This window comes from Galbibacter sp., assembly GCF_035306585.1.
Taxonomy (GTDB): Bacteria; Bacteroidota; Bacteroidia; order Flavobacteriales; family Flavobacteriaceae; genus Galbibacter.
Genome location: NZ_DATGNU010000043.1, coordinates 14,212 through 31,348, shown reverse-complemented (window position 1 = coordinate 31,348; position 17,137 = coordinate 14,212). Strand labels below are relative to the sequence as shown.

Genomic DNA, 17,137 nt, shown 5'->3' with positions numbered 1-17,137 from the left:
GTAGTTTATTATTTTAGTGTCTATAGATGTAAGCCACATTCTGTCTTAGGACTGTTGTTCCAGCGGCCGCTACGATCCTCTCCTGGCACAGTACAGTGTTTACAGCCGATGGAGTTATACCCTTGGAATACCAAAGGGTGGAAAGGAAGCTTGTGTTTTTCGATAAAGGCGTCCCTTTGCTCTTTAGTAACATCGAGTAGGGGATAGAACTTTATAATGTTTCCTCTCTCTTCAAATATGTTTAGTGTTGATCTATGGTCGCTTTGCCATTTCATAAGACCAGATACCCATACCGTGTATTTTTTTTTAATAACATCCAAAGGTTTCACCTTGTTAATGGTACAACAGAATTCTGGGTTTTTGCGGTAGGTTTGATCTTGTACGGTAAAATCGTGCTCCTCTTTAATGGCGCTGATGGATTCTACATTAAGCCCGTATAGATCAGTGAGCTTTTGTTTATAATCCAGGGTTTCTGGAAAGTGAAATCCAGTATCTATAAAATATACCTTTTGTTCTTTATTCACCTTGGAGAATAGATGAAGTAAAAAAGCGGATGTTGCAGCAAAGGAACTTGTTAGCATAATCTCATCCGGTGAAAAATCCTCGTACAACATAGCAATACGCTGCTCGATTGTAAGAGGTTTATATTTGGTATTGAGCGCTTGTAGCTCTTTATCCGTATAGGTTCTCTTTGCAATAACTTCTTTTTCTAGCATATTAATCTATTTATTCTATAGGGAATTAGTTTTAAAGGTGCTAAGATAGTTTTTTTTTCAAAATATCTTGACTTAACAGGGGATACTTATTTACAAATTAGAAATCTTTAACCTTTTGAGGTAGGAATGTGATAAGATCAAACTGGCATGAGACTTTCTATACAGGCTTGTATTCCGCGGCATAAAAGACAAAATGTCATTAAAAACCTAATAAAACATGCCATAATGTCACTATAATTGAATTGGAACCAAATTTGTCTATTGGTAAGTGAGCAATAAAAAATTAATCATTAATATAAAAATTTAAGGTATGAGTTTAGTTAGAAGAAATAGCGGATTTTTTCCAAGTTTTTTGGATAGCATGGCCAGAGAAGATTGGTTTGGAGGTTTAGAGCGTTTTAGTGATACCATGCCAGCGGTAAATATTAAAGAGCAAGATAAGGCCTTTACTTTAGAGCTTGCTGCGCCTGGGCTGAAGAAGGAAGATTTTAAAATTGAACTTGACAAGGATGTATTAACGGTTTCTGCTGAAGTTTCTGAGGATTCCAAGACTGAGGTAGATGGGAAGTACAACCGTAGAGAGTTTAAATATGCTTCTTTTATGCGCGAATTTACCCTTCCAAAGACCATTGATAAGGATCAAATCAATGCCACATATACTGATGGGGTATTGCATGTAACACTACCTAAGTTAGAGACTGCACTTCCAGCGCCAAAAAGGCTGGTGGAAATTGCATAAGCTAAAGAAGATAGTTTTTTCATAAGTGGTTAGTAGAGTTAGTTAGTTAAAGAGCGCTCCTTTTCTCCTTAGAGAAGGGGCGCTTTTTCTATAGTTTGTTAGAACTTTACGGGGTTGATAATATTATCTTTGAATTAAGATTTATTGATTTTGGCCACTAGGCTTGTCTTTTTGCATTACTTTTATGATGGCGGTTATTAATTGCTAACCAGGGTGCTTTTCCTCTTAGATACGCTCCTTTAGCGCAGCAATTTCATCCCTTAATTGGGCGGCTTCCAAAAAGTCGAGTGCTTTGGCTGCTTTTTCCATGGCCTTACGCTTTTCTCTGATGATTTTTTCGATCTTTTCTTTGGGTAAAAACGCTAATTCTGGCTCTGATGCTTTTCGAGCAGCTTCCTTCTCTAATTGATTGGTCGAAATGGAGTTCTTGGCCAGTAAGCTATCAAGACTCTTGTTTAGTGCCTTTGGAGTAATGTTGTGCTTCTTGTTGTAGTTTAGTTGTTTTTCCCTTCTATAATTGGTCTCATCGATGGTGCGTTGCATGCTGGCGGTGATCTTATCGGCGTACATAATCGCCTTACCATTTAAATTCCTTGCCGCTCTTCCGACGGTTTGGGTAAGGGAACGAGCTGATCTTAAAAACCCTTCTTTGTCAGCGTCTAAGATAGCCACAAGCGATACCTCTGGAAGATCCAATCCTTCTCTAAGTAGATTTACACCAATAAGGACATCAAAGAGTCCTTTTCTGAGATCTTGCATGATTTCTACACGTTCAAGGGTGTCGACATCACTGTGAATATAGCGACAACGAATTTGAATACGGCTAAGGTATTTAGTGAGTTCTTCAGCCATTCGTTTGGTCAGTGTAGTTACCAAAATTCGTTCATCGCGCTCAATTCGTTGATGAATCTCCTCCACCAGATCATCGATTTGATTTTCACTTGGCCGCACTTCAATAACGGGATCTAAAAGTCCTGTAGGACGAATCACCTGTTCTACATAGGTTCCTTCACTGAGTTGAAGTTCGTAGTCTGCGGGAGTTGCACTGACATAGATCACTTGATTTTGTAGCGCTTCAAATTCTTCAAATTTTAATGGTCGATTGTCCATAGCCGCTGGCAATCTGAAACCATATTCCACTAAGTTTTCTTTCCTGCTTCGGTCACCACCATACATGGCATGAACCTGTGGGATGGTCACGTGACTCTCATCGACCACCATCAGGTAATCATCTGGGAAATAGTCTAAAAGACAGAAGGGTCGTGTTCCAGGTTCTCTTCCGTCGAGGTATCTTGAATAATTTTCGATACCGCTGCAATAACCTAATTCACGGATCATTTCCAAATCAAAATTGGTGCGTTCTTCCAAACGCTTCGCTTCCAAGTGTTTTCCAGCTTCTTTGAAAAAATCTATTTGTTTTACCAAATCATCTTGTATGGATTTTATGGCATTTTGAAGTACATCTGGTGATGTAACAAACATATTTGCAGGATAGATCGTTAATCGTTCATGTTTTTCTTTAACCTTATTGGTATTGGGATCAAAGGCTTCGATTTCCTCTACTTCGTCACCGAAAAAGTGAATCCTATAGGCATCATCAGCATAACTGGGAAATACATCTACAACATCACCTTTAACTCTAAAGTTTCCATGTGTAAAATCGGCTGTTGTTCGCGAGTATAAACTTTGCACCAAGCGGTGTAAAAATTTGGTCCTGGGGATGACTTGATCCCTTTCAATAGCGATGACATTTTTCTGGAATTCTACAGGATTTCCAATACCATATAAACAAGAAACCGATGCAACTACAAGTACATCTCTTCGTCCTGATAAAAGGGAAGAGGTAGTACTTAAACGCAGTTTCTCTATTTCTTCATTAATGGACAAATCTTTTTCAATATAGGTTCCCGTAACTGGAATATAGGCCTCAGGTTGATAGTAATCATAATAGGAAACAAAGTATTCTACTGCGTTGTCAGGGAAGAATTGCTTGAATTCTGAATACAATTGAGCCGCTAGGGTTTTATTATGTGCTAATACTAAAGTTGGACGTTGAACATTTTCAATAACATTGGCTACTGTAAATGTTTTTCCTGACCCCGTGACTCCTAATAGGGTTTGGTAGCGCTCCTGACTTGTAATTCCTTCAGAGAGTTGAGCAATAGCGGTGGGTTGGTCACCGGTAGGTTTGTATTCTGACTGTATCTTAAACTGCATGTCACAAAATTAAGCTATTAAAATTAAAGTCCTAGTTATAATGTGCTACTATTCAGGTAAAACCTTGTCCAATATGATACCATGATAAAAGCTTATAAGTCCCTTTTCCTTAAAAGGACATAGGAACCATAAATAAACAAGAATGTCCAGATTAATACGATGAGTATTTCATACCAATGTACGGCGTAATCCTTTTCAAACCCTTGACCTACTTGATTGGCTACCGATTGTACGGCATTGAGTCTACTAAAGGGTTCTGTGATCAAATTGCTCATACTGCTTAAAGGAAAAATTTGCATGATATTGGATGCCATTTCAGAGTTACCTTTCCAGGCGAAAACACCAAAGAGGATCCCTTCAAAGATTTGCCAAAGGATTAAAAACCCAAGCGCAAATGCGGAACGTTTAACAAGTATTCCGAGAAATAAGCAAAAAGAAAAGAAACCTAAAAGCTTGACAAAAAATGCTACTAAGAATTCTAAATCCGAAAAGATGATACTGAGTTCGTTGTAATCGGAATAAATAAGTCCTAGAATCAAGGCTACCACAAAGATGAATATAGTGGAGAGTACCGAAAAGCTAAGTACGGTATAAAATTTTGAAAGAATGAATTCTTTCTTACTTAACCCGTCGATCAGATTCTGTTTGAGTGTTTTATTACTGTACTCATTGGACATCATCGATACAATAACAATGGCCAAGAAAAGTTTAAAGAATGCCACCAAATAGGTGGTAAAATGCCAGATGTAAGGAAAGTTGAATATTCCTTGTTCGGCTAAATTAAAATGAAAGTCTCCTATGTCGAATTGAACGGCTGCACAGAGTGCGATAAAGGTGAGTAAAATGAAGTATGATAGGATTAGAAATTTACTGCTTTTGTTATTCCAAAGTTTGATAAACTCAATTGATAGTAATCTCTTCATAATTAATTGGCTGTGTTAGTAGTTAGCGAAAGAAATTGTTCTTCTAGGCTTTCTTTTCGCCAGATAAGGTGAGAGAGGACAATATTTTGTTCAAACATTAATTGATTGAAGATTGCAGGCTCCATGGGTTCGCTTAAAAAGGCCGTAATTAAACCGTTCTCCTGCTTTACCGTACTAAAGTGATCGTTCTCTTGAAGATAAGCCATTAAGGTGTCCATTTGCGCTGTCTTGAGCTCAAAGAATCCATAACTGGCTGTCATCTGGTCTACTCTCCCGGAGTAAATCATATGTCCTTTTCTTAAAATAATGGCATGTGTACAAACCTTTTCTACCTCGTCCAATAAATGAGAGGCAAGTAAAATAGTCGTGCCCATGCCAGCAATCTTTTTTATAAGGTTTCGAATCTGATGAATCCCTTGTGGATCAAGTCCATTGGTGGGTTCATCCAGTATCAGGATTTCCGGGTCATTAAGAAGGGCAGAGGCAATGGCAAGTCGTTGCTTCATACCTAGGGAGTAGGTTCTGAACTTGCTGTCCTTACGGTCCAAAAGACCGACTAATTCTAATTTCTCATGAATCTTCTCCGTGGAGACTTCTTTTATCTTACAAACTAGTTTAAGATTCTGTTCCGCACTCATATAGGGATAAAAATTCGGGCGCTCAATAATAGCCCCCACCTTTTTTAAAGCCTGATGGGTGGTAGTGGTTCCTTCAAACCAAGTGAAAGATCCAGAGGTCTGATTGACCACATTGAGAACCATGCCAAGTGTGGTGGATTTTCCACTCCCATTGGGGCCTAGTATCCCGTAGACATTCCCTTTTGTTATCGTAAAGGAAACATCATTGACAGCAGTGAGAAAATGAAATTTCTTAGTGAGGTGATTGACATTGAGTATGGTCTCCAAAATTGTATGTTTTTAAAAATGGTAGCTAGTTACTTGACGAAGTTAATTATATTTTGTTACAGTTGGGTATAGATTTTTCATGAACCTGTTTGTTGTTTTTTCCTTATAACAAATCAGAAATCTGTTTTGGGCATCGGAAATCAGCTGTAGAATCAAAACAGCGATTATGGAAATTAAAGTAATTTTGATTATATTCTTAAAAAAATGATAGCTTATGAGTGAGCGATTAATGTCTAGAAAGAAACCTTCCTTTCCGATTTATCCCAGGTTGCATGAATACTTGGAGCGTTACAATAGGAATACCGAAATCGCCATTTCGTATGATGATTTATTACGATTCTCGGGTTCTGTAGTGGTTTATGATGAGAATGATAAGGATACCTTGTGGATTCGTGTTTATTACTCAGAGTTTGAGCGTCCTGAAATAGATTATCAACTAAAGAAAGTCTATACGTTGATTTTCTCGGATGGGAATGAGGATATTTTTCAATATTTGAATGTTGATGCGATTGACTTTTGCACCTTTGGAAATTCAAAACCCTTTCGAATAAAGGTTCGAAATGTACTCAATGATAATTATACGTATCTCTATGTGAAAAAAGCGGATGCTTCAAGGGTGTATGGTCTTGAACTCGAACATATTTTATCTCCTAATCGGATTAACTTTGCCGTATTTGATGATACCTTAATAGAGGAGCATATCTCTGGCATCCCAGGGGATGAATTCATTAAAAATTCACTACCCCAGTGTACTGATATCCAAAAGAGTCAAATTGCGAAGGAATTTGTGAAATTCAATGAGCGTTGTATGATTCGATTATTAGGGGATATGCGTTCTTATAATTATGTAATTATTCCAGTGCATGATTTTGACAATGTGATTTTTAAAATAAGAGCCATTGATTTTGATCAGCAATCTTACGAGGGGAATTTTAAGGTGTATAAGCCTCAATTTTTCAAAGAGAACTATCAGATGGTTCAAATGGTAGAACAGCGGTTAAAGCCTGCCTCTATTGAGCAGTATAAGAAGGAGGAACGTTCGCTTTTGGCAAAGCGAATTCTCACCTCTAGAAAACGCCTTAAAGCTTTACTACGTTGTATGGTCAATGATCATATTACCTCCAAGGAGAATTTAGAAGAATTAAAGATGGAACTCTATAATTACACCTTAGATATGAAATTTAAACGCTGTAGATCCATGGGACAGGTGCTCAGGGTTGCACTAGAGTTCGTTCGCAGGAATTATGAAGATGTGAATATGAAAAGATTACTGCAAAGCAGTAGGAATTATTAATTCCTTTATATAGGCTGTTAGGGTATTGACTATGGTCTTAAAATCTTTTCCATAGCCTTTCCTTTAGCTAGTTCGTCGATGAGCTTGTCTAGATATCGGATCTGTTGTAATAAGGGCTGCTCAATGCGCTCAACTCTTATCCCACATACCACGCCAGTGATTTTTTGTGCATTGGGATGTAGCTTTGCTTTTTTAAAAAATGTTTGAAAGTCTACCTGTTGGTCAATTAATTCCTCTAGCATAGCTGGAGTGAATCCTGTTAACCAACAAATAATTGTATCCACCTCTTGTTTTGTTCGATCCCTTCTTAGCGCTTTTTGGATATATAGGAGATAGACTTTAGAGAAAGGCATGTTGTATATTTTATGTGTCTCCATGTCTAATTATGCTATTGGTTAACAGGTACTTTTTTTTCTTGTAAAAAATTAATTGGCTAATTCTTTTCTTCTTTGTTAAAGTATACCAAGTAATAGTACATTTGTTTTTCTTCATCCCATCCTTTTTCAACAAACTTCTCTGCTGAATCAGGGTTAATGAAATCCATTTTTATTTGGATGTTTGTATCGAGGTTGATTACGTTTTTAATCTTTTTACGTGCATCTGATACCGCCTTATTAGCAATGGGAAAAGTCGATACATCCTCTATGCTGTATTTTGGACCTTTTTCGGTTTTATAGTGTTTGAACTCGGGAATAAGATCAGGATTGTCCATCACTTCATTTAGGAAGTTTGTCTCTTCAAATTCATCATTTTTTGCAAAGTGGTTTACCGCACGATTCATAAACATCACTTCTTGTTTTTTGTCCTCCGCTGGCAGGACCACATCTTTGGCAAAATCTTGACAGAATTTCAAGTATTTCTTTGTGAAAAATGTCTCGTCGGTAAGCGCGTCCACTGACAAGAAATTTTCTAACCAATATTTAGTGTCGTAGCGGTTGCTATCGATAGAGAGGATTTTAAAGCCTTCTTCTTTATTGGTGTTAATAATAAGACACCCTTTGTCCAGTTTATTGATATTTATCCCTTGTCTAATGAGGATTTCAATATTGCTATCTTTCTCTTCAAATTCTAAGAAGTCATGCTTGAGCTCTGATTTGAAAATTCCGATGGCATTCATTTTTTCATTATCAACCACAACATCACTTAAATAAGCCACATATACTTCGCCGCTTTTAATATGCGGGTGATTCGATTGGTCGTACAAATGCTTAGTAATCTTTTGTGATTGCTCATGTATACTGTTTGGATTATCAAATACTTCGGTTGCGATGTTATAGAGCTCGTTGTACTCTAGGTCCACTTCGTGATCAAACCGAAAGTAGTTTTCTTCTTTTTCTCTAAAAGGTCTAAAGAAGAATTCTTTAAGAAGCTCGTTCAATTCATCGTTCAGCTGATAGGGTTGTTCTGAAAAGAAGGTCCCTTCGTTCTTACTTTTGTTTCCAATACGGTGAATGGAAAGGCTTTCAATTTGAGTTAGATACAGATTGATCATATAATACTTGTTAATCGCGTTTGTTATTCAATGTTAGATGTTATGCATTCGATAATGCCTTCTTATGAGGGTAGAAGGTTTTTACTACTATTTTATACACTTTGGAGGATTAGTTCCAATTCTCGTTAAAATCGAAATCGTCGTAACTGTCCAAGTCAAAATCATCAGAATCTTCAAAATCATCTGATATTTCTTCTGCCTCAAACTGTTTTTGTGGGGGAGAATCTGGAAGTTGACCATGGACATATAACAGGCTAGGGTAGGTAACTCCTTCTTCCCTTTCGATGGTGGTATCAGCAAGTTCGACATAAAAAGTCCACATGCTGAAAAAATCGTATACATAAATTAAATTACGGTTGTCTTGATCGAGTTGGTCTTCAATGATGATCTCATTCATTAGTCGTACATTATTACCAGCTTCGCTCATGTCAAACAAGGCAATTTCTTCCCCTTGATTCCATTCAGGATCACTTACATAGAAGGAAGCCATTTCGGTACCATCAAAACCAAAGGCTTGTGCAATGGCATTGTGAAGGTCTTCCATGGAATTTGTCGACTCAATAGCAATATCTCTAAAGACGTCCTCTTGCGCGTCAAGTATAATTCTAAATTTATAAATCATCTCATTAAGATTTACTGCAACTGCAAGTTACAAAGTTTTTGTTTTATTGAATCTTTTTCCTGTTTCCAAAATCAGGTAAAATTGTACCCCAAATAATAAGGTGGCAAGCACCAGGTGTATGGTTTGTGTTCCAAACGGAAAATCCAAATAATACATTGCCATACCAGATGCAATTTCAAGGAAAATAATATAAAATACCCAACGTACTTTTTCAAAACCTAGGTTGTTCTTTACGTTTAAGTACAAGATCCAGGTATTGATTAAAAACACCAATGAGGAAAGAGAACGGTGAATGTAAAACGATAACTCTGGTTTTGCAAGCCATAGACTCTTTGCCGAGTCTCCTAACAGATCAATTTGTTCGTCGACAAACTGACGTACTTGAGTTCCAAATACTACCTGAACCGTGGTCAACAATACGGCAAAAATGAGTAGATTTTTAAAGGTTTTATTGGGTTTAGCGATCGGTTTGTGTTCCCTGGTTCTATAGATGATCACAAGTAGAAGGGCGACAATTACAAAGGCCATTAACATGTGGACGGTTATTCGAGCTGGGGCAAGTACAGAATACACTACCGTTGCGCCAAGCCACGCTTGAAACCCCATACCAAAAACGGCTAACCATGATAGTATAGGAACCCAGATGTCTTCTTTTCGGTAATATAAAGAGGCAATAGCCATTATAAATGTTGCAAACCCTGCCAAAGCTCCGCAAAGGCGATTGATATATTCGGTCCAGGTGTGGATAGGGTTGAAAATAGCATAATCATGCTTGGTATAGGTCTCCCAATGGGATTCGTTATAGGTGTCTCCAGTGGTAAAATCTTCAATAGCCACCTTTAAAGTACTGTCTACGATAATCACTTGCCCTTTTTTAAAGAACCTATCGGCTTGCCACTCAAGTTGAGAGATCTGTGTAGGAGGGATGTAATATCCAAAACATTTTGGCCAATCTGGACATCCCATTCCACTTCCTGTCATTCGTACAACTGCGCCGGCAACAATGACCAAATAGACAAAGACTAGGGTGATTTTAGCGATTTTTCGAAATCTTTTTTTCACTTTTTATTATTAACGGGGGTTAAACCTAATTTTTTACCACGCTTAAGCATGAACTCGTAGGCTTCATCATATTGGTTTGGAATTTCTCCTTCCAAAATAGCCTCTTTGATCGCTTCTTTGATCAAGCCGATTTCGCGTGATGGCTTTATGTTGAAAGTTTCCATGATTTGTTCACCTGAAATCGGGGGCTGGAAGTTTCTAATGTGATCACGCTGCTCCACCTCAGAAATCTTTTGACGAACAATTTTAAAATTGTTACTATACTTTTTAAAACGCCTTGGATTTTTGGTGGTAATGTCTGCCTCGCATAGGGTCATTAAGTCTTCAATGTAATCGCCTGCGTCAAATATAAGTCTTCTTACCGCTGAGTCTGTTACAATATCCTGAGCAAGTACGATTGGTCGAGAACTCATCATTACGAGCTTTTGGACGTATTTCATTTTATCATTAAGTGGCATGCGCAGCCTTTTAAATATTGCGTACACCATTTTGGCTCCAACAAATTCATGGGAATGAAATGTCCAACCTATTTTTTTGTCAAACCGCTTTGTGGGTGCTTTTCCAATATCATGTAAAAGCGCTGCCCACCGTAGCCAAAGATCATCGGTGTTTTTGGCGATATTGTCCACCACCTCTAAGGTGTGCCAAAAATTATCTTTATGCGTCTGTCCTTCCTTCTCTTCAATGCCTTGAAGGTTGGTCAGCTCTGGGAGTATTTTGGAGAGTAGTCCCGTTTGAAACAATAATTTGAGCCCTTGAGAAGGTTTCTCACTCAGTATAATTTTATGTAATTCATCTACAATACGCTCATTGGAAATAATCTCAATTCTATGGACATTTCTTTTAATGGCCTGAAAAGATTCCTCTTCAATCTTAAAGTTTAGCTGTGAAGCAAACCGAATGGCACGCATCATTCTTAAGGGGTCATCAGAGTATGTAATATCAGGGTCTAATGGAGTTCGGATAAGTTGATTCTGAAGGTCCGAAATTCCGTCAAAAGGATCAAGTAGCTTTCCATAATCATCTTGATTCAGTGATATGGCCAAAGCGTTGATGGTGAAATCCCTTCGGTTTTGGTCGTCCTCCAAACTCCCATCTTCCACTAATGGTTTTCTGCTATCTGAAGAATAGCTTTCTCTTCTGGCACCTACAAACTCTACCTCCAACTCTTGGTGACGAATCATGGCCGTCCCAAAGGTTTTGAATACAGAAATTTTCGTATGTCCAGGTATTAAATTAGCAACCTCTTTCGCAAGATTGATTCCACTTCCTTGAGCAACAATGTCAATATCCTTAGGAACATTTCGATGTAAGAGGTAATCTCTTACAAAACCACCAATAACGTACGATCGAATGCCTAAATTCAAAGAAGCTTTGGCTATAAGTTCAAATATCGGGTCTTGGATAGCTTGGATGTATTGTTTTGACATTGTTTTTGGATCAGCTTGATAGTGGAATTACTTTCGAATTATCTTCACAACGGCATCATTACTTATTTTAATAATTGATGAAGGTCGTGAATTGGATTTTTCGAGCTGCAAATTTACCACATAGTCTACACCTTTTAAAATTTCCGAGCTTATTTCTCCAAAGCTTTTTGGTGTTGGGGCTGCGCTTAAATTTGCCGAAGTTGAAACCAGAGGCCTTTTAAATTTTCTGATGAGCTTTTGACAAAATTCATCGGAGGCGACTCTGATGCCCACTGTATTGTCACTGGCAATGAGGTTTTTAGCCATATTAATCGGCCTGTCGTAGATGATTGTCGTAGGTCTATTGCTATACTGGATAATATCATAAGCTACCTCTGGTACCTCATAAACATGGCGTTCTAACATTCTTGTGTCCGAGACTAGGCAAATAAGGGCTTTGCTATCCTCACGTTGCTTAAGGTCATATACCTTTTTTACAGCCTCCTTATTAGTGGCATCACACCCGATGCCCCAAACAGTGTCGGTGGGATATAGTATAAGTCCCCCTTTATTTAGGATGTCTATGGTTTTTAGAATTTCATCGTTGAGATCCATTTATAGCGATGTAAATTGTTAATTCATTTTATGATGAAGGAGCCAGAGCTTAATATAACGAGTCATCACGCCATAGGAATTAATGTAGGCGCTCGCGAATCCAGGGAAGCCGTCTAAGAACCCACCTCGAAATATGTATTGATTAAAAAATCGAAAAGCAGGCTTTACCATAAAATGAAAAAAAGTCGGTTTTTTATTCTTTTTATAATATTGCTCTGCTTGTAGTCTAGCGTAGTGATTTTTCTTAGCAATAAAGCGATCAAAGCTTCTGTAAGTGTAATGATCAAAATGGTTTTTTAAACGACTTTTCTGACCGTTTATAATCATGTCCTCATGGACAAGTTTATTACCATGCCTACAGAATTTGCGATCAAACAATCGCATTTTCCATTCGTTTTTAAAAGTGCTGTGTTCCATTCTTCGGTTCATGAAAATATGAGAACATAACACATCGTAAGCTACAATGTTAGATGCTCCGTTTTCGAGCACATTTAGTATTTCTTCCCGCAGCGGTTGTGGTATCCTTTCGTCAGCATCGAGAATAAATATCCAGTCATGAGCGGCCCGCTCAATAGCATAATTCTTTTGACTTGAAAAACCATCAAATTCTCTTTTTAATATTTTTACTTTATATTTTTGAGCAATTTCAACAGTCTTATCGGTGCTAAAAGAATCGATTATTAATATCTCATCAGCAAAGCTCGCACTCTTAATGACTTCCTCAATGTGAAACGCTTCATTTAAAGTAGGAATAATAATGGTTAATTTTCTCATTGGAATTAATCGCGGTAATTAAATAATTAAAAAGCAAAGATAAATAAAATGGACTTCTTATTTTTGTTAGTAATTTAGATTTTATGTTTATGGATAACCTCGAGATTACAGTCATTATAAGCACGTACAATTCGGAGGAGTGGCTTGAAAAAGTGTTGCTTGGTTACAATCAACAGCAATACAAAAATTTTGAGGTCATCGTCGCTGATGACGGCTCTGGTCCAAAAACAAAAGACTTATTGGAACGGATGCAACAAGAGGTATTTTATACCATTCGACACATTTGGCAAAAAGATGATGGTTTCCAAAAGTCGAGGATCTTAAATAAAGCAGTAGTGGCATGCCAAACTCCTTACATTGTGATGAGTGATGGTGATTGCATCCCAAGACCAGATTTTCTAAAAGTTCATAATGAATTAAAACAAACGGGGTATTTTCTCTCTGGAGGCTATTTTAAGCTCCCCATGGAGACTTCTAAGAAAATAGGTAAGAAAGAGATCGTCTCAGGGGATTGTTTTAAGGTCGATTGGCTGGTAAACAATGGGGTTAAAAGATCCTTTAAATTAAATAAGCTTACTAAAAATAATCTAAAAGCCACACTTTTAAACTTTCTGACACCAACTACACCGAGTTGGAATGGGAATAATGCTTCGGGGTGGAAGAAGGATATTTTAGCTGTAAACGGTTTTGATGAGCGAATGCAGTATGGTGGTCAGGACAGGGAGCTAGGGGAGCGTATGATCAACAATGGCATTAAACCCAAACAGATTCGCTATAGTACAACAAGTGTCCATCTGGATCACTCCAGAGGATACAAAAATGAAGAAACCCTTCTAAGAAATAAAAAGATTAGAGATCAAACCAAGTCTAATAAATCAACTTGGACTCCTTATGGGATCGTTAAGCAAGAGGACAAAAATAAAGGATAACCAAAAGAATTTAAGCGGTGTCTTTTTAAGTAAAAAAAAACAAACTGATGAAGATTTTGGTTACCGGTGCAGCCGGGTTTATAGGTTCACATTGTGCAGAATATTTTGCCACCCAAGGACACCAAGTATATGGTGTAGATAATTTTGATCCCTATTACGATTTGTCATTAAAGAAGTTGAATCAACACGATATTGTGAAATCTGGGGTTGTTTTTATTGAGGCAGATTTACAGGGTGACTTAAGTGTAAAACTTCCAAATGACTTTGATTATGTTTTTCATTTTGCTGCCCAACCTGGAATTTCTACAACAACCAAATTTAGCCAGTTTGTAGCAAACAACATTTGTGCAACCCAAAATTTATTGGACTGGGTCTGTGATTCAAGTCCTAAATTAAAACTTTTTATAAATATAGCCACCTCTTCCATTTATGGAAAAAGGGCTACTTTCCCAGAAACCACCGCTGCCAAACCGGTGTCTTTTTATGGGGTTACTAAACTGGCGGCTGAACAATTGGTCCTTGGAGCGCACCGAAGTGGAAAGATTTCTGCTTGTTCACTTCGCCTGTATTCCGTATACGGCCCAAGAGAGCGTCCAGAAAAATTATACACCAAACTGATCAAATCAATTTTTGAACAAACTTCATTTCCACTTTTTCAAGGCAGTGAAAATCATTCTCGTAGCTTTACTTATGTGGGTGATGTTGTGCAAGCAATGGACGCAGTGATAGGTAAAGAGGATCACATTAGGGGTGAGATTATTAATGTTGGTACAGAGCTTTCCTACACTACTGGCCAAGGTATAACGCTTATTGAAGAGATTATTGGCATAAAAGCATCGATTCAGATGCATCCTCCAAGGCTTGGAGATCAATTACAAACTACGGCCATTATTGATAAAGCACGTAAATTACTAGGTTATAATCCAAATACGAGTTTAAAAGATGGTCTTACAGCGCAGGTTCACTGGTATGAAGAAAAGTTTCTTTAGTGCTTATTCTTAAGCTCTAAAGCGCGCTGCTCGCGAAAGCGTTCATATACCCCTAAGGCATTTAAGTAACTTATGATTATTCCTTTTTTTCCATCAAGTATTCCCAATCGCAGCAAATAATGATTAAAAAACTTCCAAGCAGGTCGTAAATATTGCTTTAATATAGACCATTTTTTTCCTTTTAAATGTGCTTGTTTGGCTTTTAGCTGACCATACCGTATCATTTTCCCCTTATAATCCTCGTAGTTTTTATAAGAGTAGTGAAGGAGCTTTTCTTTTAATTTTCCCTCGGTCCCACGAACTTCTAGGGTTTCATGAACGATACGGTCCTCTACAAACGAGCAACGACTTTTTCGAAATAGACGATATACCTTATCTGTCTGCCATCCACTAAAATACAAGCGCTCGTTTTTAAACATAAAACTTCGGTAATTCCAATAGGCATCACAACTGTTGGGGTCATTGATGGTTTGAATGATTTCTTTTTGCAGTCTAGGAGTAACGCGTTCATCAGCATCAAAGAAATAGATCCAATCATTTGTTGTTTGACTTAAGGCATAGGATTTTTGTTTGGTAAAATTCTCAAAGGGATGTTGTTGAGCTGTAACCTCTGGTCGACCTTGTAGGTATTCCCATGTTCCATCGTTGCTAAAGGAGTCAACAACGATGATCTCGTCGGCAAAAATTACGCTGTCTATGCATTGCTCAATATACTCAATCTCATTATAGGTAATAATTACCACGGATAATTTAGTGCTTGTGCTCAACTTGGTGCTTTTTTGCAAATATATTGGGTAGTGGAGCAATAAAAAAATAAAACCTAGCTTAAAGCGAGATCTTAAGCTAGGTTTTAAGTACTGTTATAGGTAGAGTTTACTTCTAAACGGCTACATTGTATTCTCTTAAGGCATCGTTTAAAGAGGTCTTCTTGTTAGTACTCTCTTTACGACGGCCAATAATTAGTGCACAAGGAACTTGGTATTCTCCTGCTGGGAATTTTTTGGTATAGCTTCCTGGAATTACTACCGAACGAGCTGGAACAAAACCTTTCATCTCCACAGGCTCATCTGAGGTCACATCAATAATTTTAGTAGATGCAGTCAAGACAACATTAGCACCTAACACCGCTTCTTTTTCAACCCGAACACCTTCTACAACGATACTTCTAGATCCCAAAAAGGCATTGTCTTCTATAATAACGGGTGCTGCCTGTAAAGGTTCAAGGACGCCTCCAATTCCTACACCGCCACTTAAGTGTACGTTTTTTCCAATTTGAGCACAGCTACCAACTGTTGCCCAGGTATCGACCATGGTACCTTCATCTACATAAGCTCCAATATTTACATAACTTGGCATTAGGATGGTTCCAGGAGAAATATATGCTCCGTGTCGAGCTACGGCATGTGGAACTACGCGAATTCCTTTCTCCGCATAATTTCTTTTTAATGGAATTTTATCATGGAATTCCAACGGACCAGCTTCTAAAGTTTCCATCTTTTGTATTGGGAAGTACAATACCACGGCTTTCTTTACCCATTCATTGACTTGCCAACCGCTATTAGTTGGTTCTGCTACTCGAAGACTTCCTTTGTCCAATAAGTCCACCACCTCTCTAATGGAGTTTTGTGTATCGTTATTCTTTAACAGCTCCCTGTCTTCCCAGGCTGCTTCAATGATCGTACGTAGTGCATTCATAAATATCAAATTTTGTTACAAATATAAGTTTGTTGTTTGTATTTTTAAAAGGATTTGATAGCTATAACATTAATAGGTGATTTGTTTATAAAAAACATCCTTTGCTTGGTTGTTGGCCACCAATATGGCTCTTAACATTCTTTTGACAATAATGGTATAAGTCACTAATATTGAAGCGTGTTGGTTTATCAATACCATGAATTGTGAATAACTTCATGGATAAGTTCTTGTGCTCTAAAATCCAAGACTTGATTTTAGACGTATTTTTGTTGTAAAGCATTTTACAATGGCAAGGATACTAGCAATAGATTATGGAGAAAAACGCACGGGAATTGCCGTAACGGATCCTTTACAAATAATCGCCTCTGGCCTTACCACGGTAAGCACCAAAGATTTATTGAAATATTTAAAGGATTATGTGTCAAAGGAACAAGTGGAACGCATTGTTGTAGGACAGCCTAGGCGGCTTAATAACGAGCCTTCAGAGGTGGAACATAAAATTCAGCAATTTATCATAGCCCTCAATAAAGAACTCCCAGAGATTTCTGTGGTACGAATAGATGAGCGGTTTACCTCTAAAATTGCTTTTCAAAGTATGCTGGATGCAGGGGTAAAGAAGAAAGATCGACGGAAAAAGGAACTTTTGGATAAAGTGAGTGCAACGGTAATTTTGCAATCATATTTGTACAATCGTTAAATTATAAGGGGTTGAGGTTTAAAACGTTAAATTCAACCAAAAAATACTACATCTTACAG

18 protein-coding genes are annotated in these 17,137 nt (G+C 37.7%); 5 read left to right on the top strand and 13 right to left on the bottom strand.

From position 1 onward, the window contains the following. Nucleotides 1-20: 20 nt before the first annotated feature. Nucleotides 21-716, bottom strand: coding sequence for a phosphoadenylyl-sulfate reductase (locus VKY50_RS04540; protein ID WP_324299307.1), 696 nt, complete (start codon nucleotides 714-716; stop codon nucleotides 21-23). A gap of 310 nt (nucleotides 717-1,026) precedes the next feature. On the opposite strand from VKY50_RS04540, the gene VKY50_RS04535 reads away from it, so the two are divergent. After that, nucleotides 1,027-1,455, top strand: a complete 429-nt coding sequence (locus tag VKY50_RS04535; protein WP_324299305.1) for an Hsp20/alpha crystallin family protein — start codon at nucleotides 1,027-1,029, stop codon at nucleotides 1,453-1,455. A 225-nt stretch (nucleotides 1,456-1,680) separates the two neighbouring features. On the opposite strand, the gene uvrB is transcribed toward VKY50_RS04535, so the two are convergent. From uvrB to VKY50_RS04520, 3 genes are all read right to left on the bottom strand, one after another. After that, nucleotides 1,681-3,672 carry an excinuclease ABC subunit UvrB gene (gene uvrB / locus VKY50_RS04530; RefSeq protein ID WP_324299303.1) on the bottom strand — a complete coding sequence of 664 codons (1,992 nt, stop codon included), beginning with the start codon at nucleotides 3,670-3,672 and terminating at the stop codon, nucleotides 1,681-1,683. Between the two features lie 92 nt (nucleotides 3,673-3,764). Further along, nucleotides 3,765-4,595, bottom strand: a complete 831-nt coding sequence (locus tag VKY50_RS04525; RefSeq protein ID WP_324299302.1) for an ABC transporter permease — start codon at nucleotides 4,593-4,595, stop codon at nucleotides 3,765-3,767. Between the two features lie 2 nt (nucleotides 4,596-4,597). Then, nucleotides 4,598-5,500, bottom strand: a complete 903-nt coding sequence (locus tag VKY50_RS04520; RefSeq protein WP_324299300.1) for an ABC transporter ATP-binding protein — start codon at nucleotides 5,498-5,500, stop codon at nucleotides 4,598-4,600. 214 nt (nucleotides 5,501-5,714) lie between these two features. Between VKY50_RS04520 and VKY50_RS04515 the strand changes: the two genes are divergently transcribed. Continuing rightward, nucleotides 5,715-6,794, top strand: a complete 1,080-nt coding sequence (locus VKY50_RS04515) for a hypothetical protein (RefSeq protein WP_324299298.1) — start codon at nucleotides 5,715-5,717, stop codon at nucleotides 6,792-6,794. Nucleotides 6,795-6,823: 29 nt separating this feature from the next. On the opposite strand, the gene VKY50_RS04510 is transcribed toward VKY50_RS04515, so the two are convergent. From VKY50_RS04510 to VKY50_RS04480, 7 genes are all read right to left on the bottom strand, one after another. After that, on the bottom strand, nucleotides 6,824-7,171 hold the full coding sequence (locus VKY50_RS04510) for a DUF2200 domain-containing protein (RefSeq protein WP_324299296.1): 348 nt from the start codon (nucleotides 7,169-7,171) through the stop codon (nucleotides 6,824-6,826). 56 nt (nucleotides 7,172-7,227) lie between these two features. Further along, nucleotides 7,228-8,286 (bottom strand): nucleoid-associated protein, encoded by a 1,059-nt coding sequence (locus VKY50_RS04505; protein ID WP_324299293.1) that lies wholly within the window; start codon nucleotides 8,284-8,286, stop codon nucleotides 7,228-7,230. Between the two features lie 109 nt (nucleotides 8,287-8,395). Continuing rightward, a complete protein-coding gene (locus VKY50_RS04500) occupies nucleotides 8,396-8,908 on the bottom strand; it encodes an IS1096 element passenger TnpR family protein (RefSeq protein ID WP_324299291.1) in 513 nt (170 codons plus the stop codon). A 27-nt stretch (nucleotides 8,909-8,935) separates the two neighbouring features. After that, a complete protein-coding gene (locus VKY50_RS04495) occupies nucleotides 8,936-9,970 on the bottom strand; it encodes a COX15/CtaA family protein (protein ID WP_324299289.1) in 1,035 nt (344 codons plus the stop codon). Further along, a complete protein-coding gene (locus VKY50_RS04490; RefSeq protein ID WP_324299287.1) occupies nucleotides 9,967-11,400 on the bottom strand; it encodes a CCA tRNA nucleotidyltransferase in 1,434 nt (477 codons plus the stop codon). The genes VKY50_RS04495 and VKY50_RS04490 overlap by 4 nt, the downstream gene beginning before the upstream one ends. A 27-nt stretch (nucleotides 11,401-11,427) precedes the next feature. After that, entirely contained in the window at nucleotides 11,428-11,994 is a 567-nt protein-coding gene (locus VKY50_RS04485; protein WP_324299285.1) for an L-threonylcarbamoyladenylate synthase, read from the bottom strand. Nucleotides 11,995-12,012: 18 nt separating this feature from the next. Further along, on the bottom strand, nucleotides 12,013-12,768 hold the full coding sequence (locus VKY50_RS04480) for a glycosyltransferase family 2 protein (RefSeq protein WP_324299283.1): 756 nt from the start codon (nucleotides 12,766-12,768) through the stop codon (nucleotides 12,013-12,015). A gap of 83 nt (nucleotides 12,769-12,851) precedes the next feature. On the opposite strand from VKY50_RS04480, the gene VKY50_RS04475 reads away from it, so the two are divergent. Together VKY50_RS04475 and VKY50_RS04470 are read left to right on the top strand one after the other, a co-directional pair. Continuing rightward, a complete protein-coding gene (locus tag VKY50_RS04475; RefSeq protein ID WP_414652289.1) occupies nucleotides 12,852-13,697 on the top strand; it encodes a glycosyltransferase family 2 protein in 846 nt (281 codons plus the stop codon). A gap of 47 nt (nucleotides 13,698-13,744) precedes the next feature. Continuing rightward, a complete protein-coding gene (locus VKY50_RS04470; RefSeq protein ID WP_324299279.1) occupies nucleotides 13,745-14,686 on the top strand; it encodes an NAD-dependent epimerase/dehydratase family protein in 942 nt (313 codons plus the stop codon). Here the strand turns inward: VKY50_RS04470 and VKY50_RS04465 are convergent. Then, nucleotides 14,683-15,453, bottom strand: a complete 771-nt coding sequence (locus VKY50_RS04465) for a glycosyltransferase family 2 protein (protein ID WP_324299277.1) — start codon at nucleotides 15,451-15,453, stop codon at nucleotides 14,683-14,685. The two genes, VKY50_RS04470 and VKY50_RS04465, sit on opposite strands and share 4 nt — an antisense overlap. A 112-nt stretch (nucleotides 15,454-15,565) precedes the next feature. Next, complete coding sequence (locus VKY50_RS04460) at nucleotides 15,566-16,381, bottom strand: 2,3,4,5-tetrahydropyridine-2,6-dicarboxylate N-succinyltransferase (RefSeq protein WP_324299275.1); 816 nt, start codon at nucleotides 16,379-16,381, stop codon at nucleotides 15,566-15,568. A 286-nt stretch (nucleotides 16,382-16,667) separates the two neighbouring features. On the opposite strand from VKY50_RS04460, the gene ruvX reads away from it, so the two are divergent. After that, a complete protein-coding gene (ruvX, locus tag VKY50_RS04455) occupies nucleotides 16,668-17,078 on the top strand; it encodes a Holliday junction resolvase RuvX (protein ID WP_324299273.1) in 411 nt (136 codons plus the stop codon). Nucleotides 17,079-17,137: the final 59 nt, after the last annotated feature.

Bases quoted from the DNA above. Each gene is read 5' to 3' on its own strand.
- VKY50_RS04540 (WP_324299307.1), bottom strand. From the start codon at position 716: ATGCTAGAAAAAGAAGTTATTGCAAAGAGAACCTATACGGATAAAGAG.
- VKY50_RS04535 (WP_324299305.1), top strand. From the start codon at position 1,027: ATGAGTTTAGTTAGAAGAAATAGCGGATTTTTTCCAAGTTTTTTGGAT.
- uvrB (WP_324299303.1), bottom strand. From the start codon at position 3,672: ATGCAGTTTAAGATACAGTCAGAATACAAACCTACCGGTGACCAACCC.
- VKY50_RS04525 (WP_324299302.1), bottom strand. From the start codon at position 4,595: ATGAAGAGATTACTATCAATTGAGTTTATCAAACTTTGGAATAACAAA.
- VKY50_RS04515 (WP_324299298.1), top strand. From the start codon at position 5,715: ATGAGTGAGCGATTAATGTCTAGAAAGAAACCTTCCTTTCCGATTTAT.
- VKY50_RS04510 (WP_324299296.1), bottom strand. From the start codon at position 7,171: ATGGAGACACATAAAATATACAACATGCCTTTCTCTAAAGTCTATCTC.
- VKY50_RS04505 (WP_324299293.1), bottom strand. From the start codon at position 8,286: ATGATCAATCTGTATCTAACTCAAATTGAAAGCCTTTCCATTCACCGT.
- VKY50_RS04500 (WP_324299291.1), bottom strand. From the start codon at position 8,908: ATGATTTATAAATTTAGAATTATACTTGACGCGCAAGAGGACGTCTTT.
- VKY50_RS04490 (WP_324299287.1), bottom strand. From the start codon at position 11,400: ATGTCAAAACAATACATCCAAGCTATCCAAGACCCGATATTTGAACTT.
- VKY50_RS04485 (WP_324299285.1), bottom strand. From the start codon at position 11,994: ATGGATCTCAACGATGAAATTCTAAAAACCATAGACATCCTAAATAAA.
- VKY50_RS04480 (WP_324299283.1), bottom strand. From the start codon at position 12,768: ATGAGAAAATTAACCATTATTATTCCTACTTTAAATGAAGCGTTTCAC.
- VKY50_RS04475 (WP_414652289.1), top strand. From the start codon at position 12,852: ATGTTTATGGATAACCTCGAGATTACAGTCATTATAAGCACGTACAAT.
- VKY50_RS04470 (WP_324299279.1), top strand. From the start codon at position 13,745: ATGAAGATTTTGGTTACCGGTGCAGCCGGGTTTATAGGTTCACATTGT.
- VKY50_RS04460 (WP_324299275.1), bottom strand. From the start codon at position 16,381: ATGAATGCACTACGTACGATCATTGAAGCAGCCTGGGAAGACAGGGAG.
- ruvX (WP_324299273.1), top strand. From the start codon at position 16,668: ATGGCAAGGATACTAGCAATAGATTATGGAGAAAAACGCACGGGAATT.